The following is a 23,911-nucleotide window of genomic DNA, read 5'->3' as shown; positions in this document are numbered from 1 at the left end:
AACTGGCTACGAGGTGAAGGGGCATTCTACTCGCTATGCAGGTTCGCATAAATCGACTCTGCGAGCTTTTTACTGATCCCCGGGGCTTTGGCGATCTCTTCGATGCTTGCACGAGACAGCTCCTGCAATCCACCAAAATGTTTCAACAAGTCGCGACGTCGGGTCGGCCCAACACCCGCAACGCCTTCCAGTGTTGATGTACGGCGGGTTTTGCCACGGCGTGCGCGATGTCCTGTGATAGCGAAGCGGTGAGCCTCATCGCGAATCTGCTGAATAAGGTGCAGCGCCGGCGAGTCGCCACGCAATGTGAACTCATGCGCCGCATCATTTAGATACAACGTTTCGAAGCCGGCCTTGCGCGTGGCGCCCTTGGCAACGCCCAGCAGGATCAGGTCGGGCACAGCCAACTCGTTCAGAACATCCCGGGCCATCGACAGTTGGCCCTTGCCACCGTCCACCAGCAAGATGTCTGGCAACTTGCCCTCGCCTTCCTTGAGTTTGCTGAAGCGTCGCGTCAGGGCCTGATGCATGGCGGCATAATCGTCACCGGCCGTGACACCTTCGATGTTGTAACGGCGGTAGTCCGACTTGATCGCACCTTCAGGGCCAAACACCACGCAGGACGCAACCGTCGCTTCACCGCTGGAATGACTGATGTCGTAGCATTCCAGACGTTGCGGCGGTTCATCCAGGTTCAATACTTCGGCCAGCGCCTCAAACCGCGCTGCGGTGTGTTGACGGTTGGCCAGACGTGCGCCCAATGCCTGCTCGGCGTTGGTTACAGCCAGTTGCTGCCAGCGCGCACGCGTGCCGCGCACCCGATGACTGATGGCCAACTCGCGGCCCCGCAACTCATGGATCGCTTCGATCAGCGTCGGGAAATCCTCGTGCACCACATTGACGATCAGTTCGCTGGGCAAATCGCGCTCAGGGCTGCTGATGAAATACTGGCCAAGAAACGCGGCCATGACTTCCGATACGTCCTCTTCGATCCCGACTTGCGGGAAGAAATTCTTGCTGCCCAACACGCGTCCGCCACGCACACTGATCAAATGCACGCAGGCGCCGCCCGGGTTGACGAATGCCGCGATGACATCGATATCCCCCGTGCCGCCTTCCATGCTTTGCTGATCCTGGACTCGACGTAGCAGTGCGATCTGATCCCGCAACTCGGCGGCTCGTTCGAACTCCAGATTGATCGCCGCCTCTTCCATCGCCGTCGACAGCTCATTGGTCAACGCGTGACTGCGACCCTCAAGGAACATGACCGAGTGGCGCACGTCTTCGGCATAAACCTCAGGCTCGACCAAGCCAACACAAGGTGCTTTGCAACGCTTGATCTGATACTGCAGGCATGGCCGGGTACGGTTTTTGTAGTAGCTGTCTTCACACTGGCGAACGAAGAAAGTCTTTTGCAGCAGACTCAGGCTCTCGCGGATGGCGCCAGCGCTTGGATAGGGACCGAAATATTTGCCTTTGGCTTTTTTCGCTCCGCGATGAATGCTCAGACGCGGGAACTGGCCATCGGACAGAAACACATAGGGGTAGGATTTGTCGTCGCGCAACAGGATGTTGTACGGCGGCCGCCATTCCTTGATCAGGGTTTGCTCAAGCAGCAGCGCTTCGGTTTCGTTGGCGGTGATGGTCGTTTCGACCTGCGCAATGCGCCCGACCAAGGCAGCAGTTTTAGGCGCCAGACCGGTTTTGCGAAAGTAGCTGGCCAAACGCTTTTTGAGGTTCTTGGCCTTGCCCACGTACAACAGGCGCGCATCGCTGTCGAACATGCGATAGACGCCAGGGCGCCCGCTGACTGTCGACAGAAACGCGCCGGAATCGAATGTTTCAGTCATGGTCAGAGGCTGGCATCAACCATGCCGTGACGAACCGCCAACAGTGTCAACTCGACGTCGCTGCTGATCGAAAGCTTCTCGAAAATACGGTAGCGATAGGTGTTCACGGTTTTCGGCGACAGACACAACTTGTCGGAAATGATCTGTACCTTCTGACAGCCGACAATCATCAAGGCGATTTGAATTTCCCGCTCGGACAACGCATCGAAGGGAGAATCGTTGGACGGCTGGAAGGACTTGATAGCCAATTGCTGGGCGATCTGCGGACTGATATAGCGTTGACCGGCAAACACCAGGCGAATGGCCTGGACCATTTCCGGCAATCCGGCACCCTTGGTCAGATAACCCGCAGCCCCTGCCTGTAGCAAGCGTGTCGGGAAAGGATCCTCTTCACACACCGTAACCGCGACAACCTTGATATCCGGATGGCTGCGCAACAGTTTGCGCGTGGCTTCCAGGCCGCCGATGCCAGGCATCTTGACGTCCATCAGCACCACATCGGGCTTCAACTCTCGGGCCTTGATCAGGGACTCTTCCCCGGATTCGGCCTGGCCAACCACCTGCAAGCCATCGATATCGGCCAGCATACGTGTAATGCCTGTACGAACGAGATCATGGTCATCGACCACTAGCACCCTAATCAAGCAGACACCTCGCGATATGGTCATATTGGAATGCCGGACACCTTAGCAAAAAGTGCCACGCAGACCTAGCAGAATGCGTCATTTAAAAAGTTTCAATTCATCATTGAGGGCTTGCCGGCCGTGGCTTTCAGAGCACACGTGTACTGATATCAAGCTGCATTCGCAGAAAACACTCGTCCGCACCCTGAACCTGTAGTCCTTTTCTTTCATACAAGTTTCTTGCCGGATTGTTTTCGAATACGGTCAGTCGCAAAGCCGGGCGCCTTTCTTTGCGGGCCATGTCGATAACCTGATCAATCGCCCAGGAACCCGCACCTCGCCCCTGAAACGCTTCAGCAATCTGCAATTCACGAATGTACAGTGCGCGCATATCCCGGCTGAGACTGAGAAAGCCCACCGTCAGCCCGCCCTGCACTACCAGCCAGTTCTGCCGCCCTGACCATGCCACGTCAAACGCTTCGTCCTGCCATAACAGGTCATGGCGAATGTAATAGCGCAACATGTTCTGACAGGTGAGATCGCGGGCAAACGCCAGATCCTCTGGCACTGCCTCTCGAAGCTGAAATGTCATGGCGTGCCAACCACAGGGACAACCCGTCCCTGCCACACACCATCGTTACACTGAGCCACGACCAAAAGGTCGCCCGCCCCCGCAGCTGCGACGATCAGTGAACCGTCTTCAGACCAGATGCCACTGCGCCCAGCGGATTGCCAACCACCCGTCAGCCCTCCGTGATTGGCCATCAACACAGCCATTGCGTGTTGCCGGGCGTAGCCCTGAAGTATTGCTGTGTCGGCCGCGTAACCTTTTTCGCTGATCAACACGCCGGCCGCGTACAAGCCTGCGCCCTGGTCTGCGGCCGTCGCGGCATGGCTGGCATGTGAGAAATCGGCGCACACTGCCAGCGCGACCACTTCGCCGCCGATGTTCAATGTCGGACCGCCGAGACCGGGTGCAAAAACCAATTCCTCGCCCGCGTGCAAATGCTGCTTGCTGTAAACGCCGAGCGAACCATCAGCCCCCAGGACCAGAGCACCAATGCGCACCGAATCACTGTCCTCCAGCCGAACTGGCATGCCGACGACGGCAGTCACCCCAAGCTTTCGGGCCAGATCCCTAAGCGGTTGCAGCACGGCATCTTGCGGTTCGATCGCCAACGCTGCGGCCGTTTCTCCTTCGTAGCCAGTCAGCGACAGCTCGGGAAAAACCAGCAACTCGACACCCTGCTCTGCTGCTGCCTCAAGGAAGCGACGATGTCGGGCAATATTCCCGGAGAGGTCACCGGCAATGGAAATGCTCTGGGCTGCGGCAATGGTCAATGTCGACACGGTTCATCCTTGGCAATCAAGCGAAGCGCAGAGTGTCACAACTCTTGCGTGAATCGAGCAATAGGCGTTTTGTTGATTATGCGATAGCAATTTCTGATTGCTGAGGCATATCGGCCTCTAGTAAGCTCGGCCCATTCATCGGAGACAGACCATGTTCAACGCCCTTTCACAGCTTCGTACCGCCAGCGCCTTGCGCTCGGTTGCGGCTGCCCGGGTAAATGACGTTTGCGCTCCGGTCAGCTTTTATTTTGGGTATTGGTTTAGCCACTGGCGCGCCTGATACCCAAACGGCGCCCATGAAAACGGGTCGCCTACCAGAGAATTCTCAACCCCCGGTCGGCCTCCCGACCGGGGGTTTTGTTTTTTCAGCCCCAGACTTTTTCCGCAACACACCAGACATTTTGAGGATTCACGACATGAACTACGCCACTTATTACCGTTACGACAGCTCCAGCGCCTGGCGATTTACCAGCTTCCGCTCGGGACAGCCTGCCGCCTCCGATCGGTCACCTACAGGTGGCAAGCACATACACGTAGCCAATACGGCCAACTGTCGAACACCCCAGTAGGGCCGAGCGAGCGGGAAGAACCCGCCGCCAGCCCAGGAAGACCAAATATGAACTCGTCCGTTTCTGCTCTGCCGCTGTCCACTTTGAACTCTGCCAACGAAGCATTGACCCTGCGTCTGCCCAGCTCGTTGCAACTCAAACAGCAATTGCCTCTGAGCAATGCCCTGAACCTGCAAGTCGCCGCCCATCGTCAGGCGATTCGCGCCATTCTCAATGGCCAGGACCCGCGACTGCTGGTCATCGTTGGCCCTTGTTCTATCCACGATCCACAATCTGCACTTGAGTACGCCGGCAAGCTCGCTCGACTGGCTGAAGACGTCAGCGGCGAAATGCTGTTGGTGATGCGCGCCTACGTCGAGAAACCGCGTACCACGGTCGGCTGGAAAGGCCTGGCCTACGACCCGCATCTTGATGGCAGTGACGACATGGCTGGCGGCCTGACGCTGTCGCGCGAGCTGATGCTGGAAATGATCCGCCTCGGCTTGCCGGTGGCCACCGAGTTGCTGCAACCCATGGCGGCCGGATACTTCGATGACCTGTTGAGCTGGGTCGCAATTGGCGCCCGCACCACTGAATCGCAGATCCACCGGGAGATGGCCAGTGGACTGAGCATGCCGGTCGGTTTCAAGAATGGCACCGACGGCGGCGCCGCCATTGCCGTTGACGCCATGCGTTCGGCCGCCCATCCGCACCGGCATTTCGGCGTCGACAGCCAAGGGCATCCGGCCGTCATCCAAACGCCAGGCAACCCCGACACCCATCTGGTGCTACGCGGGGGCCATAAAGGGCCGAACCATGATCGCGACAGCGTGGCAAAAATCCATGCCGACCTGAACCGACTGAAAATTCCGAGCCGGATCATGGTCGATTGCAGCCACGCCAACAGCGGCAAGGACCCATTGCGTCAGCCTGCCGTATTCAACGAAGTGCTTGAGCAACGCTTGCAAGGTGATCGTGCTCTGATCGGCATGATGATTGAGTCTCACCTGTTCGAAGGTTGCCAACCGCTGAGCGAATCCCTGCGTTACGGGGTTTCGATTACTGATGGCTGCCTCGGTTTCAGCGCAACGGAACACTTGCTCCTTGACGCCGCGCAGCGTCTTGCTGCACACGCCAAAGGCTGATTGCCAGGCCCGCCTTCCGAATTGATTGCAATCCGGAAGGCGGGCGACGCTGCCGCTAAACCTCCACTCGCACCCGCGCCACCGCAGACTCCTGACTGACATCGTCCAGACGCTCAACCGTGTAAGACACACGCACAGTCGTGCCATGGTGCTCACGCCAGAATCGGTGCGGCACGATAAAGATCAGTGGTTTTCCCGCCGACTCACGAGTGATTTCGCGGTCATCCCGGTGATTGAAAAGATCCCCGTCGCACTTGAGGTAAACCAACTCGCCTTCCTGCGTCTGAGCATTACCCATCACGATGGTGACGCCATCGATCGAATCCTCTTTCAACAGCACGCCATCTTCAGCCTCAAGCACATCAGGAGCGTCCAGTTCACCACGCAGAAACGGGGTGACCAGAATCCTTGCAGCTTCGGATTCGCGAACCGTTCCATCGACCTGTTCGACGCGATAGCGCACCATCACCTCGCCACCAAGATGCTCAGCGATATGCGCCCCGTCCACCCAAAATGACAACACCTCCGCGACTGCAAAGGCTTCGACCTTCAAGCAATCGCTGAACGTTGCCGGCAATGCATCTGCGCCCCACTGCAACGTAATCCGATCCCCCGCCGCCATTCGAGCATAAGGCTGGAGCACGACAAGCGTGCCTTCGGGCACTCGCGCCGGATCCAGCGTCCCGCCGATCAGCCCCTCGACAATCGGTGCGAGCAACTGCGACCGTGCATCTCCGACAGACAATTGCACAGGCGAAGACAGCGCAGGCTCGGCTCCAGCACTACGCAACTTCCAGTGGATCTGCAGCGAACCGCCATCCAGCGCCGCGATATGCAGGCCTTTGATGACGAAAATCACATCCCTGCCGACCTGGGCTGCGCTGACATGGCGGACCATTTCATGCTGGTAAGCAAAGCCTTCTATATCGAGGCCCTCCCAACTCAACAGCAACTGATCGCCGCAAGCCATACCTGGATAAGGAGCGATTCGGACAACGACCTTGCCCAGCGAAGGATCCAGCACCGTTCCCTCCAGAGAATCGATGGTGACCGCTGGCAGCAACTCGCTCGCCACACAAGGACTGACGTGGTGGCGCATCCGGTAGCAAAACTCGACTTCGTGCGTGTTCATTAGTGCCTCCATTCCTTGGAAAAAACGCCGCTTCGTGGGCGGCGTCGACAACCAACATTGAACGCTACCCCTCACATTTCCGATGTCAGCCGGCTCCGCCGCAGGCACTCGGCAAAGGCATCGAACTCGGTAGGCAAACTGCACAAAAACGCGATCAACCCAGCGATAGATGGCTGCAAGTTCGGATTCGGATTTCGTAAGTATCTGAAAATTCGTACAACCCCTAGTCCAGATTCATCGACCAAGAGAAGTCTCTTCCTACTTCTTCAACGAGATGAGTGTTTTAGAGTGGCCTCCGGATTCCCCGATGAACTTCTGTGAAAAAGGTAAGAACATGCAACGGAATGCTTCAACTCGCTATCCCATCCTGTTGGTACACGGCCTGTTCGGATTCGAGCGCATCGGTCATTTTGAGCTGTTCCATGATGTAAAGGACGCCTTGAAAACAGCCGGCAGCCGAGTGTTTGTTCCACACCTTTCTGCCACCCACAAAAACGAAACAAGGGGTGAGCAACTGCTTGCACAGATTGATCGTGTGCTGCGTGGCACAGGTGCCGACAAAGTCAACCTCATCGGACACAGTCAGGGAGCATTGGCGGCTCGATACGCTGCTGCGCTTGCACCACACGCCGTAGCCTCGGTGACTTCCGTCAGCGGGCCGAACCACGGTTCGGAACTGGCTGATTTTCTGCGCAAGGCATTGGTACCCGGGCGCCTGCCGGAGGCTGTCGCACAGAACGTCGCGACGCTGTTTGCCAACTTCCTTTCGTTGCTCAGCGGCAGCATGACGTTGCCGCAGAACGCACTGGCGGCGCTCAATGCGCTGACGACCGAAGGAGTGGGCGATTTCAACGACAAATTTCCGCAGGGCCTGCCCAAGACCTGGGGCGGACACGGCCCGGAACAGGTCAACGGCGTGCGTTATTACTCATGGAGCGGCGTCCTGCCGGCAAACAGCCCGTCGACACTCGATCCCGCCCAGCACATTTGCCATGCACTGTCGCAATATTTCATGACCGAGACGCAGCAGAACGATGGCTTCGTCGGCCGTTTCAGCTCTCACTTGGGACAGGTGATCCGCTCCGACTATCCGCTTGACCATCTGGGCAGCCTGCGCCGCACAGCCAGTCCCGTCACGGCTGTGCCCGATCCGATTGGACTGTACGTTGAACATGCCGAACGTCTGTGCGCCGCGAATCTCTGATCAAAGCCACGGACAATCGAACGGAACTTTGCCGAGAATTCGCCCACTGAATCCGGTAGGCTCCACACTTTACTGAAATAGATTGGAGAGTTTCCCCATGGCTAAAGCCACTGCCCGCCACATCCTGGTTTCCAGCGAAGACAAGTGCAACGAACTCAAGGCCCAGATCGAAGGCGGCGCTGATTTCGCCGAAGTCGCCAAAGCCAACTCCACCTGCCCGTCCAGCCGTCAGGGCGGCGACCTGGGCTCGTTCGGTCCTGGCCAGATGGTCAAGGAATTCGACACCGTGGTCTTCAGCGCGCCAATCAACGTTGTGCAAGGTCCGGTGAAGACTCAGTTCGGTTATCACCTGCTGGAAGTCACCAGCCGTCAGGACTGATCCGTCGCCTGATTGTTTACCAACGGCCCGCCTTCTGGTGGGCCGTTGCGTTTCAGTTACACATACGGCTGGCGGCTCGCGCGCCTCTCGCGTACAACTTGCGCTTATCGATTTCCCGGTTCCAAGGCTGACAATGCGACTGGTTTTCCCCACATTGATGCTCACCGCCCTCGCCCTGCTGACGGGTGCCGCTGGCGTGAGCGCTGCACCGCAACACGCGCTGACCGTTTACGGCGAACCTGCCAAGTACCCTGCCGGTTTCAGCCACTTCGACTACACCAACCTGCAAGCCCCCAAGGGCGGAACGATGCGCCGCTCGGCCATCGAGATTGGCCACTTCGACCATGTCCTTCCTTATATAGACAAAGGCATCGGCGTTACTCAGATCGATGGCTTGCTTTATTCGCCACTGGCCCAGCGCTCGCTGGACGAGCCTTACACCGTCTATGGCCTGGTTGCGCAGAAGATGGAGCGCTCGGACGATGGTCTGTCGCTGCGGTTCTTCATCAATCCCAAGGCACGCTTTGCCGATGGCAAGCCGATTACCGCCGAAGACGTACGCTACACCTACGATTTATTGATGACTCAGGGCAGCCTGCGTTATCGCACCCAGTTTGCTGACGTCAAAGGCGTCGAAGTGGAAGGCCCGTTGACCGTGCGGTTCGACTTCAAAAGCAATGAAAACCGCACCCTGCCTCTGGACGTCGCGACCCTTCCGGTATTTCCCGAGCATTGGTGGAAGAGCCGCGATTTCGCCGGGGGTGGTGGCTATGAACCGCCACTGGGCAGCGGCCCCTATCGAGTCGGCAAAGTCGATTCGGGGCGCAGCATCACCTTTGAGCGCAACGCCGACTGGTGGGGCAAAGACTTGCCGGTCAGTCGCGGCCTCTACAATTTCGATCATTTCAGCATCGAGTACTTCGGTGATACCGACGTCGCTCGGCAAGTGCTGCGCGGTGGTGCCTATGACTACAACCGCGAGTTCTCGGCCACCGGCTACTCGATCGGCTACGACAGTCCCGCACTGAGCGACGGGCGCCTGCAAAAAGCTCATCTGGCCACCGAGGCGCCGCAATCGGCCCAGGGGTTTGTGTTCAACCTGCAAAAACCTGTATTCGCCGATCGCCGTGTGCGCCAGGCCCTGGCCATGCTTTGGGACTTCGAGTGGAGCAACCGGCAGATGATGCGCGGCATGTATATCCGTCAGCAGAGCTACTTTTCCAACACGCAACTGGCGGCCAGCGAATTGCCCGATGCACAGGAACTGAAAATCCTCGAACCGCTGCGCGGCCAGGTTCCCGACGAAGTCTTCAGCAAAGTCTTTGAAGCGCCGAAGACCGACGGCAGCGGCCTGATCCGCGACAAACAATTGCAAGCACTCGAATTGCTCGAACAGGCTGGCTGGAAACCGGATGGCGATCAACTGGTGAATGCCCAGGGCGAGCCGCTGACCTTTACCTTTCTGGTCAGCCAGAACGGCATGGATCGCTTGCTGCTGCCGTACAAGCGCACGCTGAAACAGATCGGTATCGACCTGAACATTCGCCGCATCGACTCCTCGCAATACGTCAATCGCCTGATGAGCCGCGACTACGACATGATCGTCACGGGCTACCCGGTCAGCACTTCGCCGGGAGGCGAATTGCTCAATTACTTTGCTTCCGCGTCGGCCAACGACCCGGGCGCGAACAACTACATGGTGTTGAAAAACCCGGCGGTGGATACGCTGATCAACGGCCTGATTCGCGCCTCAACCCAGTCCGACATGCTGCATTACGCCCATGCTCTGGATCGGGTGCTGCAATGGAATTACTACTGGATTCCCAACTACTATCCACCCGGCACCTCGACCGTCTGGTGGAACCGTTTCGGCATACCGTCGGTGCAAGCCAGCAATGACGAAGCCATCGAGAGCTGGTGGGAAATAAGCAGCACACCATTGACCAATCAGCAGATGACCGCCGAAAAAATTGCCCGTGGCAGACCCGGAGGGCCGCACTGATGTGGGGTTACATACTGCGGCGCCTGCTGCTGATCATCCCGACGCTGGTGATCATTCTGCTGGTCAATTTCGTGATCATTCAGGCCGCGCCCGGCGGCCCGGTAGAACAGGCCATCGCCCACCTGCAAGGGATCGGCGGCGCGAGTGTCGGTGGCGGCGCCAGCGAAACCATGAGCGGCACTTCGCGTGCCAGTCGCGGCCTCGATCCGCAACTGATCAAGGACATCGAAAAACAGTACGGCTTCGACAAACCGGCCCACGAACGCTTGTGGCTGATGTTGAAGAACTACGCGCAACTGGATTTCGGCAAGAGCTTTTTCCGTGGCGCGACGGTCACCGATCTGATCCTGGAAAAAATGCCGGTGACCATTTCCCTCGGGTTGTGGGCGACGCTGATCACCTATCTGGTGTCGATCCCGCTGGGGATCCGCAAGGCCGTGCATCATGGCAGTCATTTCGATATCTGGAGCAGCACGGCGATCATCATCGGTTACGCGATGCCAGCGTTTCTGTTTGCGATGTTCCTGATCGTGGTGTTTGCCGGCGGCACGTCGCTGAACTGGTTTCCGGTGCGTGGCCTGGTGTCGGACAACTTCGAATCGCTGTCGACTCTCGGCAAAATCGCCGACTATTTCTGGCACCTGGTGCTACCGGTCACGGCGCTGGTGATTGGTGGTTTCGCCACACTGACGATCCTGACGAAAAACTCGTTTCTCAATGAAATCACTCGCCAGTACGTGGTAACCGCCCGCGCCAAAGGCCTGAGCGAACGCCGTGTGCTGTACGGCCATGTGTTCCGCAATGCGATGCTGCTGGTGGTGTCCGGTATCCCGCAGGCGTTCATCAGTGTGTTCTTCGCCGGTTCGTTGCTGATCGAAGTGATCTTCTCCCTCGACGGTCTCGGGCGCATGAGCTACGAAGCCGCGGTTTCGCGGGACTACCCGGTGGTGTTCGGTTCGCTGTTCATCTTCACCCTCTTCGGCCTGCTGATAAAACTGGTCGGCGACCTGTGTTACACGCTGGTCGATCCGCGTATCGACTTCGCCGCGAGGAACGCCTGATGCTCAAGCTCTCGCCTCTGGGCCGTCGGCGCTTCGAGCGCTTCAAGAAAAACCGTCGTGGCTGGTGGTCGCTGTGGCTGTTCATTGGCCTGTTTGTGCTGACACTGGGGGGCGAGTTGATCGCCAATGACAAGCCTCTGGTCGTCAACTATCAAGGCCAATGGTACTTCCCGGTGTTCAAGCGCTACACCGAGCAGGAGTTCGGCGGACAACTGCCGTTCCAGGCTGATTATCGCAGCGATTACGTGCAGAACCTGATTCGCAAGGACGGTGGCTGGCTGCTGTTCCCGCCGATCCCGTTCAGTGACGACACGCCGAACTACGACCTCACCAAACCGGCGCCGAGCCCGCCGACGTCAGTCAATTGGCTGGGCACTGACGACCAGTCGCGGGATGTGCTGGCACGGGTCATATTCGGCGCGCGGGTGTCGATTCTGTTTGCCTTGATGCTGACCTTTGTCAGCGCCCTGATAGGCATCGCCGCCGGGGCATTGCAGGGCTACTACGGTGGCTGGGTCGATCTGCTCGGGCAACGTTTGCTGGAGGTCTGGTCAGGGCTGCCGGTGTTGTACCTGTTGATCATCCTCTCCGGTTTTGTCGAACCGAATTTCTGGTGGCTGCTGGGGATCATGGCGCTGTTTTCCTGGCTGGCACTGGTGGATGTGGTGCGCGCCGAGTTCCTGCGCGGACGCAATCTGGAGTACGTCAAAGCCGCCCGTGCGCTGGGCCTGAGCGACCGCAAGGTGATTTTCCGGCATATTCTGCCCAACGCCATGAACGCGACACTGAGCTACTTGCCGTTCATTCTGACCGGGGCGATTTCCACCCTCACCGCGCTGGATTTTCTCGGTTTCGGCATGCCTGCCGGCAGTGCTTCGCTGGGTGAGTTGATCGGTCAGGGCAAACAGAACCTGCAAGCACCGTGGCTTGGGTTGACGGCGTTTTTCACCCTGGCGCTGATCCTTTCCTTATTGGTGTTTATCGGCGAAGCGTTGCGAGACGCGTTCGACCCTCGATCCTGAAGCGTGGCCATGACTGACAACCTGATTGAAATCCGTAACCTCAACGTTGCCTTCCATGGCCAGAACGTGGTGCGCGACCTGTGTCTGGACATTCGCCCCGGCGAATGTCTGGCGTTGGTGGGCGAATCGGGCTCGGGCAAATCGGTAACCGCTCATTCGATTCTGCAATTGCTGCCCGAAAGCGAAGCGCAAACCACTGGCAGCATTCGCTATCGCGGACAGGAGCTGATCGGTGCGGATCCCAAGGTCTTGCGCAAATTGCGCGGCAACCGCATCGCCATGATCTTTCAGGAGCCGATGACCTCGCTCAATCCGCTGCACACCATCGAAAAACAGATTGGCGAAACCCTGCTGTTGCATCGTGGCCTCGGCGGCAAAGCGGCGCAGGCGCGCATCCTCGAACTGCTCGGTCTGGTGGGCATCCAGAAACCCAAGGAACGCCTCAAGGCTTACCCGCATCAACTCTCTGGCGGGCAACGGCAACGGGTGATGATCGCCATGGCCCTGGCCTGCGAACCCGAGCTGTTGATCGCCGACGAACCGACCACGGCGCTCGATGTGACCGTGCAGCGCAAGATCCTGCTGCTGCTCAAATCCCTGCAACAACGCCTGGGCATGTCGCTGCTACTGATCAGCCATGATCTCAATCTGGTGCGCAGCATTGCTCAGCGCGTGTGCGTGATGAAGGCCGGGGAAATCGTCGAACAGGCGCCCTGCGAAACCCTGTTTACCGAGCCGAAACATCCTTACAGCTGCGTGCTGCTCAACGCCGAACCCGAAGGCGAAGCCCTGCCCCGGGATGAACGCGAAAACGTGCTGGAGGTCAATGATCTGAAGGTTGAGTTTGTCGTCGGCGGCAGCCTGTTCCAGCGCAAGCAATACCTGCGGGCGGTGGATGGCATCAGCCTGAGCATCCAGCGTGGCAAGACGTTGGGCATCGTCGGCGAGTCCGGTTCCGGCAAGTCGACGCTGGGTCAGGCGATCCTGCGCCTGCTCGACTCCGAAGGCAGTATCCGCTTTCAGGGCGAGGCGCTCGACGGTCTCAATCAGAAACAGATGCGTCCGTGGCGCCGACAGATGCAGGTGGTGTTTCAAGATCCGTTCGGCAGCCTCAGCCCGCGCATGTCAGTGGCGCAGATCATCAGCGAAGGCCTGGAAGTGCACTGCGAGTCGACTGCCGATGAGTGCGATGAACAAGTGATCCGCGTGCTTAAAGAGGTCGGCCTCGACCCGGATAGTCGCCATCGCTACCCCCACGAGTTCTCCGGTGGTCAGCGCCAGCGCATTGCCATCGCGCGGGCGCTGGTGTTGAAACCGGCGCTGATCCTGCTTGATGAGCCGACGTCGGCACTCGATCGCACGGTGCAGAAACAAGTGGTTGCCCTGCTCCGCCAGCTTCAGGAAAAACACGGTTTGACCTATCTGTTCATCAGCCATGATCTGGCGGTGGTGCGCGCGCTGGCTCACGACATGATCGTGATCAAGGACGGCAAAGTGGTCGAGCGTGGCGCCAGTCATGAGGTGTTCGATGCACCGCAGCATCCGTACACCAAAGAGCTGTTGGCGGCGGCGCATCCGGGGTAGGCGTCATATGTGTTCGGCTTGAAACCGGGTCGAGGCTTTCGCGAGCAGGCTCGCTCCCACAAGGTTCACGCCGGACACAAAATTTGGGAACGACCCAATCTACTGTGGGAGCGAGCCTGCTCGCGAAGGGGCCGGCACAGGCCATACACAATCAGGATCAGCCGCCATGAACACCACCGAAAGCCTCAAGGACTACCAACGGGTTCGCAGCCTGGCGATCCGCTCGCTGTTCGAGATCATCGAGCAATCCAGCGAGGGCACGGTGATTGTCGATCGTGATGCGAACATCGTCTGGATGAACGAACGCTACGCCCGGCGTTTCGGTCTCGAATCGGCTACAGGCGCGATCGGCAAACCCTGTGAAAGCGTGATCCCCGGCAGCTTGTTGCGGGAAGTCGTGCGCACCGGTCGCCCTATTCTTCTGGATATGCAGGACACGCCGAAAGAGCCATTGGTGGTGATGCGCCTGCCGATCCACGATGACGCCGGCACGGTCATCGGCGCGATCGGTTTTGCCCTGTTCGACGAGTTGCGCACGCTGTCGCCGATGCTCAAACGCTACTTGAGCATGCAGGAAGAACTGGCCTCGACCCGTTCTCTGCTGCGCGCCCGGCAAACCAAATACAACTTCGCCCACTTCATCGGCACCAGCGCCGCCAGCCTTGAAGTCAAACGCCGTGCCCGACGCAGTGCCAGCGCCGAATCGCCGGTGTTGCTGCTCGGTGAGACCGGCACCGGCAAAGAGTTGCTGGCCCAGGCCATTCACAGCGCCTCGCCACGGGCGCACAAAGCGTTCGTCAGCATCAACAGCGCGGCAATTCCCGAGGCGCTGCTGGAGGCAGAATTTTTCGGCACGGCACCCGGTGCGTTCACCGGCGCCGACCGCAAGGGCCGCACCGGCAAGCTGCAGATCGCCCAGGGCGGCACGCTGTTTCTCGACGAGATTGGTGACATGCCGCTGCCCTTGCAGAGCAAGCTGCTGCGTGTGCTGCAGGAAAAGGAATTCGAACCGGTCGGTTCCAACGAGGTGATTCAGAGCGACGTTCGCGTGATCGCCGCGACTTCGACCGATCTGCAAGCGGCGATCAAACGCGGTGAATTCCGTGCCGATTTGTACTACCGCCTCAATGTGTTGCCGATCCAGGTGCCGCCATTGCGTGAGCGTCTTGATGATCTGCCGGCGCTCAGCGAAGCGATTCTTGAAGAGCTGCGCAGCCAGCATGAACTGCACCGGGATGCGCTGGCGTTGCTCGGACAGCACGCGTGGCCGGGGAACATTCGCGAACTGCGTAATGTGCTGGAACGGGCGGCGTTGCTCAGTGATGACTTGATGCTGACCGAGCAGGATATTCGTGCGGCGATTGGTACGTTTACACCGGTTGAACGTGCGTCGATGGGTACCGTGGAAACGCTGGCTGGCGAGACATTTGCTCAGGCGCGGGAGAGATTTGATCGGCAATTGATTCAGGCAGCTCTTGCGCAATGTCAGGGGAAAGTGCCGGAAGCTGCGGCTCGACTGGGGCTGGGACGTTCGACGCTGTACAAGAAAATGGTGGCGTTGGGGATTGCCTGAGTCTCTAAATAGAGACAATGATCTCTTGCTGTAGATGGATTGTTTGAAGATCAAACGATCGCAGCCTTCGGCAGCTCCTACAGGGGAAATTCGCGCTCGCACTGTAGGAACTGCCGAAGGTTGCGATCTTTTCGGTTTAACGTAGTCTCTAAAACGAGACAAAACCGTTGAAAACCTTTACCTACAACCAGTAAATTCCATATATTTCAACAACTTAAATATCTGGCACAGATCTCGCTAACGCCTCTCCCAAACCCGTTCCACCCACAAAAATAACAATTCTGGAGAGACACACCATGAGTGTGATCATTGCCTTGGCGGCCCTCGCGCTGCTGATGCTCGCCGCCTACCGTGGCTACAGCGTTATCCTCTTCGCGCCGATTGCCGCCCTTGGCGCGGTGCTGCTTACCGACCCCTCCGCCGTCGCCCCTGCCTTCACCGGGGTGTTCATGGAAAAAATGGTCGGGTTCATCAAACTGTATTTTCCTGTGTTCCTGCTCGGTGCCGTATTCGGCAAATTGATCGAACTGTCGGGATTCTCCCGCTCGATCGTTGCCGCGGCCATTCGCTTGCTCGGCACCAAACAGGCAATGCTGGTGATCGTGCTGGTCTGCGCCCTGCTCACTTATGGCGGCGTGTCGCTGTTCGTGGTGGTGTTTGCGGTGTACCCGTTTGCCGCCGAGATGTTTCGCCAGAGCAATATCCCCAAACGGCTGATCCCGGCAACCATCGCCCTTGGCGCGTTCTCGTTCACCATGGACGCCCTGCCCGGCACCCCGCAGATCCAGAACATCATCCCCAGCACGTTCTTCAACACCACCGCTTGGGCGGCGCCGTGGCTGGGCGTGATCGGTACGATTTTCGTGTTCTGCGCCGGCATGCTGTTTCTCCAGCGTCAACGCAACAAAGCGCAGCGTGCCGGTGAAGGCTACGGCACTGAACTGCGCAACGAACCGGAAACCGCCGAAGACCTGAAGCTGCCGAACCCATGGATTGCCCTGTCGCCGCTACTGGCAGTGGGCATCATGAACCTGCTGTTCACCCAGTGGATTCCGCAGTGGTATGGCAAGACTCACAGCCTTGCGCTGCCGGGCATGGCCACACCGGTCACCACCGAAATCGCCAAACTGACGGCGATCTGGGCGGTGCAAGCGGCTTTGCTGGTTGGCATTCTGATGGTGTTGGCGTTCGGTTTTCAGGCGATTCGCAGCAAGCTCGCCGAGGGCAGCAAAAGCGCGGTCAGCGGTGCGTTGCTGGCGGCAATGAACACCGCGTCGGAATACGGCTTCGGCGCAGTGATCGCTTCGCTGCCGGGCTTTCTGGTACTGGCTGACTGGCTCAAGCAGATCCCCAATCCGCTGGTCAACGAAGCCATCACCGTGACGCTGCTGGCCGGTATCACCGGCTCGGCGTCGGGCGGCATGAGCATTGCGCTGGCGGCGATGTCCGAGCAGTTCATTGCCGCCGCTCATGCCGCGAACATTCCGCTGGAAGTGCTGCACCGCGTCGCCGCGATGGCCAGCGGCGGTATGGACACCCTGCCGCACAACGGCGCGGTCATCACCTTGCTTGCGGTGACGGGTCTGACCCACCGCGAAGCCTATAAAGACATTTTCTGTATTACGCTGATCAAGACCCTGGCGGTTTTCGTAGTGATCGGCACTTTCTACGCCACTGGCATTGTGTGAGGTATTCATGACCACTCTTTCCGGCAAGACTGCATTGGTTACCGGCTCCACCAGCGGCATCGGTCTGGGCATCGCACTGAGCCTGGCCAAGGCAGGCGCGAACCTGATTCTCAACGGTTTCGGCGATGCGTCGAAAGTCATCGCTGAAGTCGCCCGGTTTGGCGGCAAGGTTGGCCATCATCCGGCGGATGTCAGTGACCCGGCGCAGATCGCCGAGATGATCCATTACGCCGAGCGCGAGTTCGGCGGTGTCGACATTCTGGTCAACAACGCCGGCATCCAGCATGTCGCCGCCGTCGAGGAATTCCCGATCGAGCGCTGGGACTCGATCATCGCCATCAACCTGTCTTCGGTGTTTCACAGCACGCGCCTGAGCCTGCCGGGGATGCGCGCCAAGGGTTGGGGCCGAATCATCAATATCGCCTCCGTGCATGGTCAGGTGGGCTCGACCGGCAAAGCCGCTTACGTCGCCGCCAAGCATGGCGTGATCGGTTTGACCAAAGTAGTCGGCCTGGAAACCGCGACCAGCAACGTCACCTGCAACGCGATTTGTCCGGGCTGGGTGCTGACGCCGCTGGTGCAGAAGCAGATCGACGACCGTGCGGCCAAAGGTGTCGATCCGCAGCAGGCGCAGCATGATCTGCTGGCCGAGAAGCAGCCGTCACTCGAGTTCGTGACACCGCAGCATCTGGGCGAACTGGTGCTGTTCCTGTGCAGCGAGGCGGGTAGCCAAGTGCGTGGAGCGGCGTGGAATATTGATGGTGGGTGGTTGGCGCAGTAATGCTGCGTCCCTGTAGGCCTTCGCCTGCTCGCGATAGCGGTGTGTCAGACCCGTAACAGTTAACTGACACACCGCTATCGCGAGCAGGCGAAGGCCTACAAGGGAATTTTTGTAATCCGATAACAAGAGGCAACCAATGTCCGACATCCTCTGGCAACCCGATGCCAACCGTATCGCCAAGTCGCGCATGGACACTTTCCGTCGTGCGGCCAATCAACGCCACAACCTGAAACTCGACGACTACCCGGCCCTGCACCAATGGAGCGTCGAGCAGCGCGCCGAGTTCTGGCAGGCGATCGTCGATTTCTTCGATATCCGCTTCCACACACAACCGGATGCCGTGCTGCGTGAAGGCGCGCAAATGCCGGATGCCGAGTGGTTTCCCGGCGCTACGCTGAACTTCGCCGAACATTTGCTGCGTCGTCGCGACGATTCTGTGGCGGTGGTCAGCGTGGCGGAAAATGGCCAGCGTGAGCAATTGTCCTGGGCTGAACTGGCCGAGCATGTCGCCGGGTTTCAGGCGAGCTTGCAGGCCGCCGGGGTTGGCCTCGGCGATCGCGTCGCAGCTTGCATGCCCAATACCTGGCAGACGCTGGTCGCAATGCTCGCCACCACCAGCGTTGGCGCGATCTGGTCGTGCTCTTCGCCGGACTTCGGCACCCACGGCGTGATCGACCGCTTCGGTCAGATCGAACCGAAGGTACTGATCACCTGCGCCGGTTATCGCTATGCCGGCAAGGCGATCGACCAGAGCGACAAGATCAACGAAATACTCGAACAACTGCCAACGTTAAGGCAGTTGATCATCGTGCCTTACGCTCACCCGCACGCCCGCATCGAGACTTACCGGACTCGCGCCGAAGTGACCTTGTGGGATGACTTCTATCAAGCGGGCGGCGAAGCGGATTTTGTCGCGGTGCCGTTCAATCATCCGCTGTACGTGTTGTATTCCAGCGGCACCACTGGCGTGCCGAAATGCATCATCCACAGCACCGGTGGCGTGCTCCTGCAACACGTCAAGGAACACGGCCTGCATTGCGATCTGGGTCCTGGCGATCGACTGTTTTACTACACGACGTGCGGCTGGATGATGTGGAACTGGCTGGTCTCCGCGCTCGCGGTCGGCAGCGCCGTGGTGCTGTATGACGGTTCGCCGTTTTACCCGGATAACCAGCGTTTGCTCGACTTGATCGACGATGAACGCATCAGCGTGTTCGGCACCAGCCCCAAGTTCCTCGCCACCCTGGAAAGCAGCGGCGCCAAACCCCGCGAGAGCCATGATCTGGGAAGCCTGAAAACGCTGCTGTGCACCGGCTCGGCGCTGTCGCCGCAAAGCTATGACTTCGTCTATCGCGACTTCAAACCTGATGTGTGTCTGGCCTCGATGTCTGGCGGCACCGACATCGTTTCGTGCTTCGTCAATGGCAACCCGCTGTCGCCCGTGCGTCGCGGCGAGAACATGGGCAAAAGCCTGGGCATGGCGGTTGAAGTCTGGAATGACGCCGGCCAGCCGGTCGTGGGCGAAAAAGGCGAACTGGTCTGCACCCGGCACTTCCCGGCGATGCCGATCGGTCTGTGGAATGACCCGGACGGCGCAAAACTGCGCCAATCGTATTTCAGCCTGTTTCCCGGTGTCTGGGCACAGGGCGATTACGCTGAACAACGGCCTTATGGCGGGATGCTGATCCATGGGCGCTCGGACGCCGTGCTCAATCCCGGCGGCGTGCGCATCGGCACTGCGGAGATTTATCGTCAGGTCGAGCAAGTCGCTGAAGTGCTGGACAGCGTCGCTATCGGTCAGCAGTGGCAGGACGATGTGCGGGTTGTGCTGTTTGTCAGGTTGCGTGAAGGGCTGACACTCGACGAGGCGCTGGAACAACGAATCCGGCAGGTGATCCGCGCCAATACCACTCCAAGGCATGTACCGGCGAAGATCGTTGCGGTGACGGACATTCCGCGCACCATCAGTGGCAAGGTTGTGGAGTTGGCCGTGCGGGAAGTGGTGCACGGCCGACCGGTGAAAAACACCGATGCGCTGGCCAATCCCGAAGCGCTGGAGCAGTTTCGGGATCGGCCGGAGCTTGATACTTGAATCGCGCGCTGACGCTCTGACAATAAACGTTGCTGGCAGCGCTGGTCGTCAGAGGGGTTTGTTCAGCGTAATGACAACTGGCTGAACAATCGCTCTACCGCCACTACGGTCGAGTGCATCGCGGATGATCGTCATGTTGTGGTCGAATGTAGCTTTGTCCGTAGCCATTTGACTCAGTAACGAGGTGGCAACTGCTAGAGAGTCAGCATTTTCAAAAGCTTCGGACACCGCATGGTAACTCGCGATCGAGTCCGCCACAGCCAGGTTGCCGGACGCAAGATTCAGCAGTTGCGCCACATCCAGCCGCTGCCCGGTGTTGCTTTGATGCTCGGTATCGGTGGCGTAGCCAACATCCGCGGTCTGCGCACTACCGTGGAACAGTTCATGAATCAGGTCGTCTGCCACCACATCATGGTTGAAGCCTAGATTGACGAAATGCTTGTTCAGGTTTTGAGTGTAAATCTCGACAAACGCGATATCAGCCGCGTCGCTGGAGCTGGCGCTTTTCCAGCGCTTGTAGTTGTTCACGTCAAAAGAGGCGATTGTCTCGTTATGCTTGAACGCATTGAGCAGCGTATTGCTCATCGAGAAACCAGCAAAGTCAAAGCGAATCAACCGCAAATAATTAACCAGCCGATTAGTAGCCGTCTGCGAGGTGTTACCGAACAGTGCCTTCATTAGCAGATCGCCATCTCGCTTGAATTCATGCCGGCTGATGGCTTCGATGGCGTTGTCGATCTTCGCCCGAGCACGGGGCAGGCTTTTTTCGATGAAGTTGCGCGTGTAACTTGCCGGCAGTGTCTTGAGTGAGTACGGCAACTGCAGAGGCGCTTGATAGGCGAAGCCTGTCAGTGGTTTCCCCCACAGATTGCCACGACGGTTCAAGGCATACCATTTGTTGCCACTGCGTGCGGCCAGAACCGTAACGAGGTTGCCGGTGCTGCCACGTGGTTGCCAGTGCCCCACTCCCCGATGTGCACTCTCGGAAGCACTGATCAGATCATAGGATTGCCGGCGGCCACTGAGTCTGTGCAACTGGCTGTTCGCTATAGCGACGAGTTCATGGCTGTTTTTGTTAAAGCGCAACAAGCCCTTGCGCACCAGTTTACCGCCCGCCTGGATTCCAGACGGCACACCATCCAGCGGATTGAAAAGGCCAATGGCCGAGGTGAATGCCAACCGGGTAAACCGCGCAGCTTTGGATGTCGTTGAAATAGCCTTGGCCGAAATGCTCAACACTTTGGAGCTGGCTCCCGCCACCGTTCCGACCAGACCGATACCGTCCATCAAACATCCGTAGATCCCATCCACCACCTTGTCATGTTCACCCGAGGCAATATCCTCGATGCATTTTTTGAAAGGCACCAGCAAGTCGATGAAATACGTCAGCAGTCGATCACCCTCTTCCCTGGAGAGCTCGAGCGGGGTCGGTATGCGGACTATTTCTCTCAGCTCATTTTTATTCAGGTAGGGTCGATTCTTGACGAGAAACTCGGCGATACGTTCGATATTCGGATCGTTGAATTTCCGATAGAACCCGGATGGTGGCGTCGAAGGTGTCTGCGATCCTTTCAGCATGCCAAAATTATCGATGATGGCCATGCTGCTGGTAATCGAAGAGTCTTCGGCAGTGGCATGGGTATAGCGCTTTACGTCGAGCGGGAGGCTTTGCGTCGCGGTAATACTCAGTGGAAACGTTACATCCCCGCTCGCACTCATTCTCGAGCGTTGTTGCAGTTTCTGCTCTCGTTTGATGAAAGCAGCCAAGGCGTCATTTTTTCGAGTTTCTGCGCGCGACGTAAACAGTTCATAGCAGAGGTCAGCATTCTCGCAAGACGCATACATCACGATGCCAAAACGTCCTGTGGCGGCATCTCTGCTTTGTCGTGTTTCTTGTGTCACTTTGACAGTCAGGGGGCCGCTCGCACGACGCGATTTATAATAAACGGCGGACTCGCGTACCGTGAGGAAGTGAATATCGGCATTCATGAAGACGCGCAGATCCGCCTCTGGCATCTGCGCCAAAGCCAGTTTCACGGTAGATAACATGGCGCTGTTCAAATCATTGAAATGCACGGCCAACTGCCGATCCATCTCCTCGTCACAGGATGCAAGTTTCAATAAACCCGGATAACGTTTGTAGAGGCTGACACCGGACGGGTTGTAGTTGATGGCCGGCTTGGGGACACCGTTAGTAACCAGACGCACCGTACGCCTGTCCCACTGACCAGTGACCAAGTCGCCCGATTGATGCAGGTCGACCATGGACATGACCTGCTGCCCGCCTCGCTCGGACAGTGCTTTTGCGTCCAGGGTGTCACAACCCGGTGCGGCAATTTTCAAAGCCGCACGGGCAATCTTCGCTCTGTCGGGTAACGGTGTCGAAAATACCTTGGCGATTTGAGCGAACTTTTCCGAGTGTTGCTCGAATGCGTCAATTGCACGCCGGGTGCTGGTTTCTTCGGCCTGCTCGAGTTCCGCCGTTGTCACAATCTGGTTGATCAGCGCCCAATCGACGACAGGGTCGATCATGGCCAGGTCACGCTTGTGCTTCTGCGACTCACTGACCGGTTGCAGTTCGCCATAAGCCATTATCTGGGCATACGTCATGACTCGCGTCGCACCGGTTTTTACAGTCTCGACGAGCATGACGGCACGACAAAAATTGATCCAGCCAATCGAGCCGAGGGTGATCGACGATGGAATCTCCCTGACCAGAAACTCTGGGGCATTACGTGCCAACAGCAGGTGAGCTACCAGCGGTTCCAAACCACTATCAACCCATTTTCTGGTTCGCAGAACAGTCGTTAGCTCCTCTCGTATGACCGACGGGTGACAGTCAACATTTTTCGGCGCATACAGATCAAGTCCAGCGACGTGATTGCGCTGTATGTCATGACCAACTGACGGATCCAGATCAAGCAATATTGCCGTCATCAGCAATTGGCCGAGGATGTCATCAGCGACTTCCTGCCCCTTGTTTACGCCAAACCAACCCAGCTCTTTCAGATACTCTTTTGCGAGATTCCGGGTAACTGGATGATTGACGAATTCGACAACCAATTGAGCCGCACTTTCATGGGTGACAGCGGCGCGGCCGGTAACATTGTAGAGGGCTGTCAGGAGCTTTTTCCCACTCATCAACTTGGCAGTCGCATTACGAATGGCGAAAAACTGCTCCCCGGACAATGCAATCGATGTCTGGTCCTCTGTTTGAAAGTGCTCCCAATAGTTTGAAGGCTCTTTCACTTGCGGATCAAACTTGAACAAGACGATCAGCTCTCTGACCTTCACGTTGTTCTCGGGCAAACTTATGTCATGGAATCGAAACCATTGATCGAGCGTCAAATCGATATCAGGCCAAACGTAGCCGCCAACGACCGCTGCTATATCCGAAATCAACGTCAATGCAGATTGTATCGGAACACTTTTTTCAAAGTGACGCGCTGCTACCAGATCCACCCACCCCCTGTCTGCTCGGACTTCCATCTTGCCGTCAGGTGTAACTCGTACAAGTCCGTCATGGTCGCGCGCACCTTCCCGGGCAAGTGCACCGACGACCGGACCGGTCTCAAGCAGTTCGCTGAGCATAAGCCTGCCGGGATTATAAATTTCATACAACGAAGATCCCGCCTGCAACGCCACTTCGTGTGTATACCAATTGATCTTTTGATCATCCGTGTATTGGCTTAACGCTTGTTCCAGTTGAGCCAGGACCAATTGGCGCTCTACTGCATCTGCTTCAGCCCTGTATTTCCACTCGGAAAGAGCGACAGCCGAAGACCAGAATGTTTTACCTCTGGTTTTATCATTCATACTTAGAACCTCATCAAGTTAACCAGCCGACAACTTCAGCTCGATGACGTTCTACTGTTTT

The 23,911-nt window shown here is 58.0% G+C and carries 17 protein-coding genes; 11 read left to right on the top strand and 6 right to left on the bottom strand.

What is annotated here, in order from left to right; genetic code table 11:
• Positions 1-26: 26 nt before the first annotated feature.
• From uvrC to CCX46_RS13390, 4 genes are all read right to left on the bottom strand, one after another.
• The gene (gene uvrC, locus CCX46_RS13405; protein WP_127927157.1) at positions 27-1,850 is read right to left on the bottom strand and encodes an excinuclease ABC subunit UvrC; all 1,824 of its coding nucleotides are present in this window, start codon (positions 1,848-1,850) and stop codon (positions 27-29) included.
• 2 nt (positions 1,851-1,852) lie between these two features.
• Entirely contained in the window at positions 1,853-2,494 is a 642-nt protein-coding gene (gacA, locus tag CCX46_RS13400; RefSeq protein WP_016984198.1) for a response regulator transcription factor GacA, read from the bottom strand.
• Positions 2,495-2,621: 127 nt separating this feature from the next.
• Positions 2,622-3,065, bottom strand: coding sequence for a GNAT family N-acetyltransferase (locus CCX46_RS13395; protein ID WP_127927155.1), 444 nt, complete (start codon positions 3,063-3,065; stop codon positions 2,622-2,624).
• Positions 3,062-3,823 carry a carbon-nitrogen hydrolase family protein gene (locus CCX46_RS13390; protein ID WP_127927153.1) on the bottom strand — a complete coding sequence of 254 codons (762 nt, stop codon included), beginning with the start codon at positions 3,821-3,823 and terminating at the stop codon, positions 3,062-3,064. Before CCX46_RS13390 ends, CCX46_RS13395 begins: the two co-directional genes overlap by 4 nt.
• Before the next feature lie 616 nt (positions 3,824-4,439).
• Between CCX46_RS13390 and CCX46_RS13385 the strand changes: the two genes are divergently transcribed.
• On the top strand, positions 4,440-5,516 hold the full coding sequence (locus CCX46_RS13385) for a 3-deoxy-7-phosphoheptulonate synthase (protein ID WP_127927151.1): 1,077 nt from the start codon (positions 4,440-4,442) through the stop codon (positions 5,514-5,516).
• 55 nt (positions 5,517-5,571) lie between these two features.
• Here the strand turns inward: CCX46_RS13385 and CCX46_RS13380 are convergent, their stop codons facing one another.
• Positions 5,572-6,648: a hypothetical protein gene (locus CCX46_RS13380; protein WP_127927149.1), complete on the bottom strand. Its 1,077-nt coding sequence runs from the start codon at positions 6,646-6,648 to the stop codon at positions 5,572-5,574.
• A 334-nt stretch (positions 6,649-6,982) separates the two neighbouring features.
• On the opposite strand from CCX46_RS13380, the gene CCX46_RS13375 reads away from it, so the two are divergent.
• From CCX46_RS13375 to CCX46_RS13330, 10 genes are all read left to right on the top strand, one after another.
• Positions 6,983-7,852, top strand: a complete 870-nt coding sequence (locus CCX46_RS13375; RefSeq protein WP_127930386.1) for a lipase family alpha/beta hydrolase — start codon at positions 6,983-6,985, stop codon at positions 7,850-7,852.
• A 97-nt stretch (positions 7,853-7,949) separates the two neighbouring features.
• The gene (locus CCX46_RS13370) at positions 7,950-8,231 is read left to right on the top strand and encodes a peptidylprolyl isomerase (RefSeq protein WP_007912303.1); all 282 of its coding nucleotides are present in this window, start codon (positions 7,950-7,952) and stop codon (positions 8,229-8,231) included.
• Between the two features lie 133 nt (positions 8,232-8,364).
• The gene (locus CCX46_RS13365; protein WP_127927147.1) at positions 8,365-10,233 is read left to right on the top strand and encodes an extracellular solute-binding protein; all 1,869 of its coding nucleotides are present in this window, start codon (positions 8,365-8,367) and stop codon (positions 10,231-10,233) included.
• The gene (locus CCX46_RS13360) at positions 10,233-11,294 is read left to right on the top strand and encodes a microcin C ABC transporter permease YejB (protein WP_034154280.1); all 1,062 of its coding nucleotides are present in this window, start codon (positions 10,233-10,235) and stop codon (positions 11,292-11,294) included. Before CCX46_RS13365 ends, CCX46_RS13360 begins: the two co-directional genes overlap by 1 nt.
• A complete protein-coding gene (locus CCX46_RS13355; protein ID WP_127927145.1) occupies positions 11,294-12,316 on the top strand; it encodes an ABC transporter permease in 1,023 nt (340 codons plus the stop codon). Before CCX46_RS13360 ends, CCX46_RS13355 begins: the two co-directional genes overlap by 1 nt.
• 9 nt (positions 12,317-12,325) lie before the next feature.
• On the top strand, positions 12,326-13,900 hold the full coding sequence (locus CCX46_RS13350) for an ABC transporter ATP-binding protein (protein WP_127927143.1): 1,575 nt from the start codon (positions 12,326-12,328) through the stop codon (positions 13,898-13,900).
• A gap of 166 nt (positions 13,901-14,066) precedes the next feature.
• A complete protein-coding gene (locus CCX46_RS13345; RefSeq protein ID WP_127927141.1) occupies positions 14,067-15,473 on the top strand; it encodes a sigma-54 interaction domain-containing protein in 1,407 nt (468 codons plus the stop codon).
• Between the two features lie 296 nt (positions 15,474-15,769).
• The gene (locus CCX46_RS13340) at positions 15,770-17,161 is read left to right on the top strand and encodes a GntP family permease (protein WP_127927139.1); all 1,392 of its coding nucleotides are present in this window, start codon (positions 15,770-15,772) and stop codon (positions 17,159-17,161) included.
• 7 nt (positions 17,162-17,168) lie between these two features.
• Positions 17,169-17,942, top strand: a complete 774-nt coding sequence (gene hbdH, locus CCX46_RS13335; protein WP_127927137.1) for a 3-hydroxybutyrate dehydrogenase — start codon at positions 17,169-17,171, stop codon at positions 17,940-17,942.
• 136 nt (positions 17,943-18,078) lie between these two features.
• Entirely contained in the window at positions 18,079-20,034 is a 1,956-nt protein-coding gene (locus CCX46_RS13330) for an acetoacetate--CoA ligase (RefSeq protein WP_127927135.1), read from the top strand.
• A 48-nt stretch (positions 20,035-20,082) separates the two neighbouring features.
• Here the strand turns inward: CCX46_RS13330 and CCX46_RS13325 are convergent, their stop codons facing one another.
• Positions 20,083-23,850 carry a hypothetical protein gene (locus CCX46_RS13325; RefSeq protein ID WP_127927133.1) on the bottom strand — a complete coding sequence of 1,256 codons (3,768 nt, stop codon included), beginning with the start codon at positions 23,848-23,850 and terminating at the stop codon, positions 20,083-20,085.
• Positions 23,851-23,911 lie beyond the last annotated feature (61 nt).

Origin of the sequence: Pseudomonas sp. RU47 (assembly GCF_004011755.1) — a bacterium.
Lineage (GTDB): Bacteria > Pseudomonadota > Gammaproteobacteria > Pseudomonadales > Pseudomonadaceae > Aquipseudomonas.
Note: the sequence above shows the minus strand (reverse complement) of the source record. Positions and strands in the feature narration are given on the sequence as shown.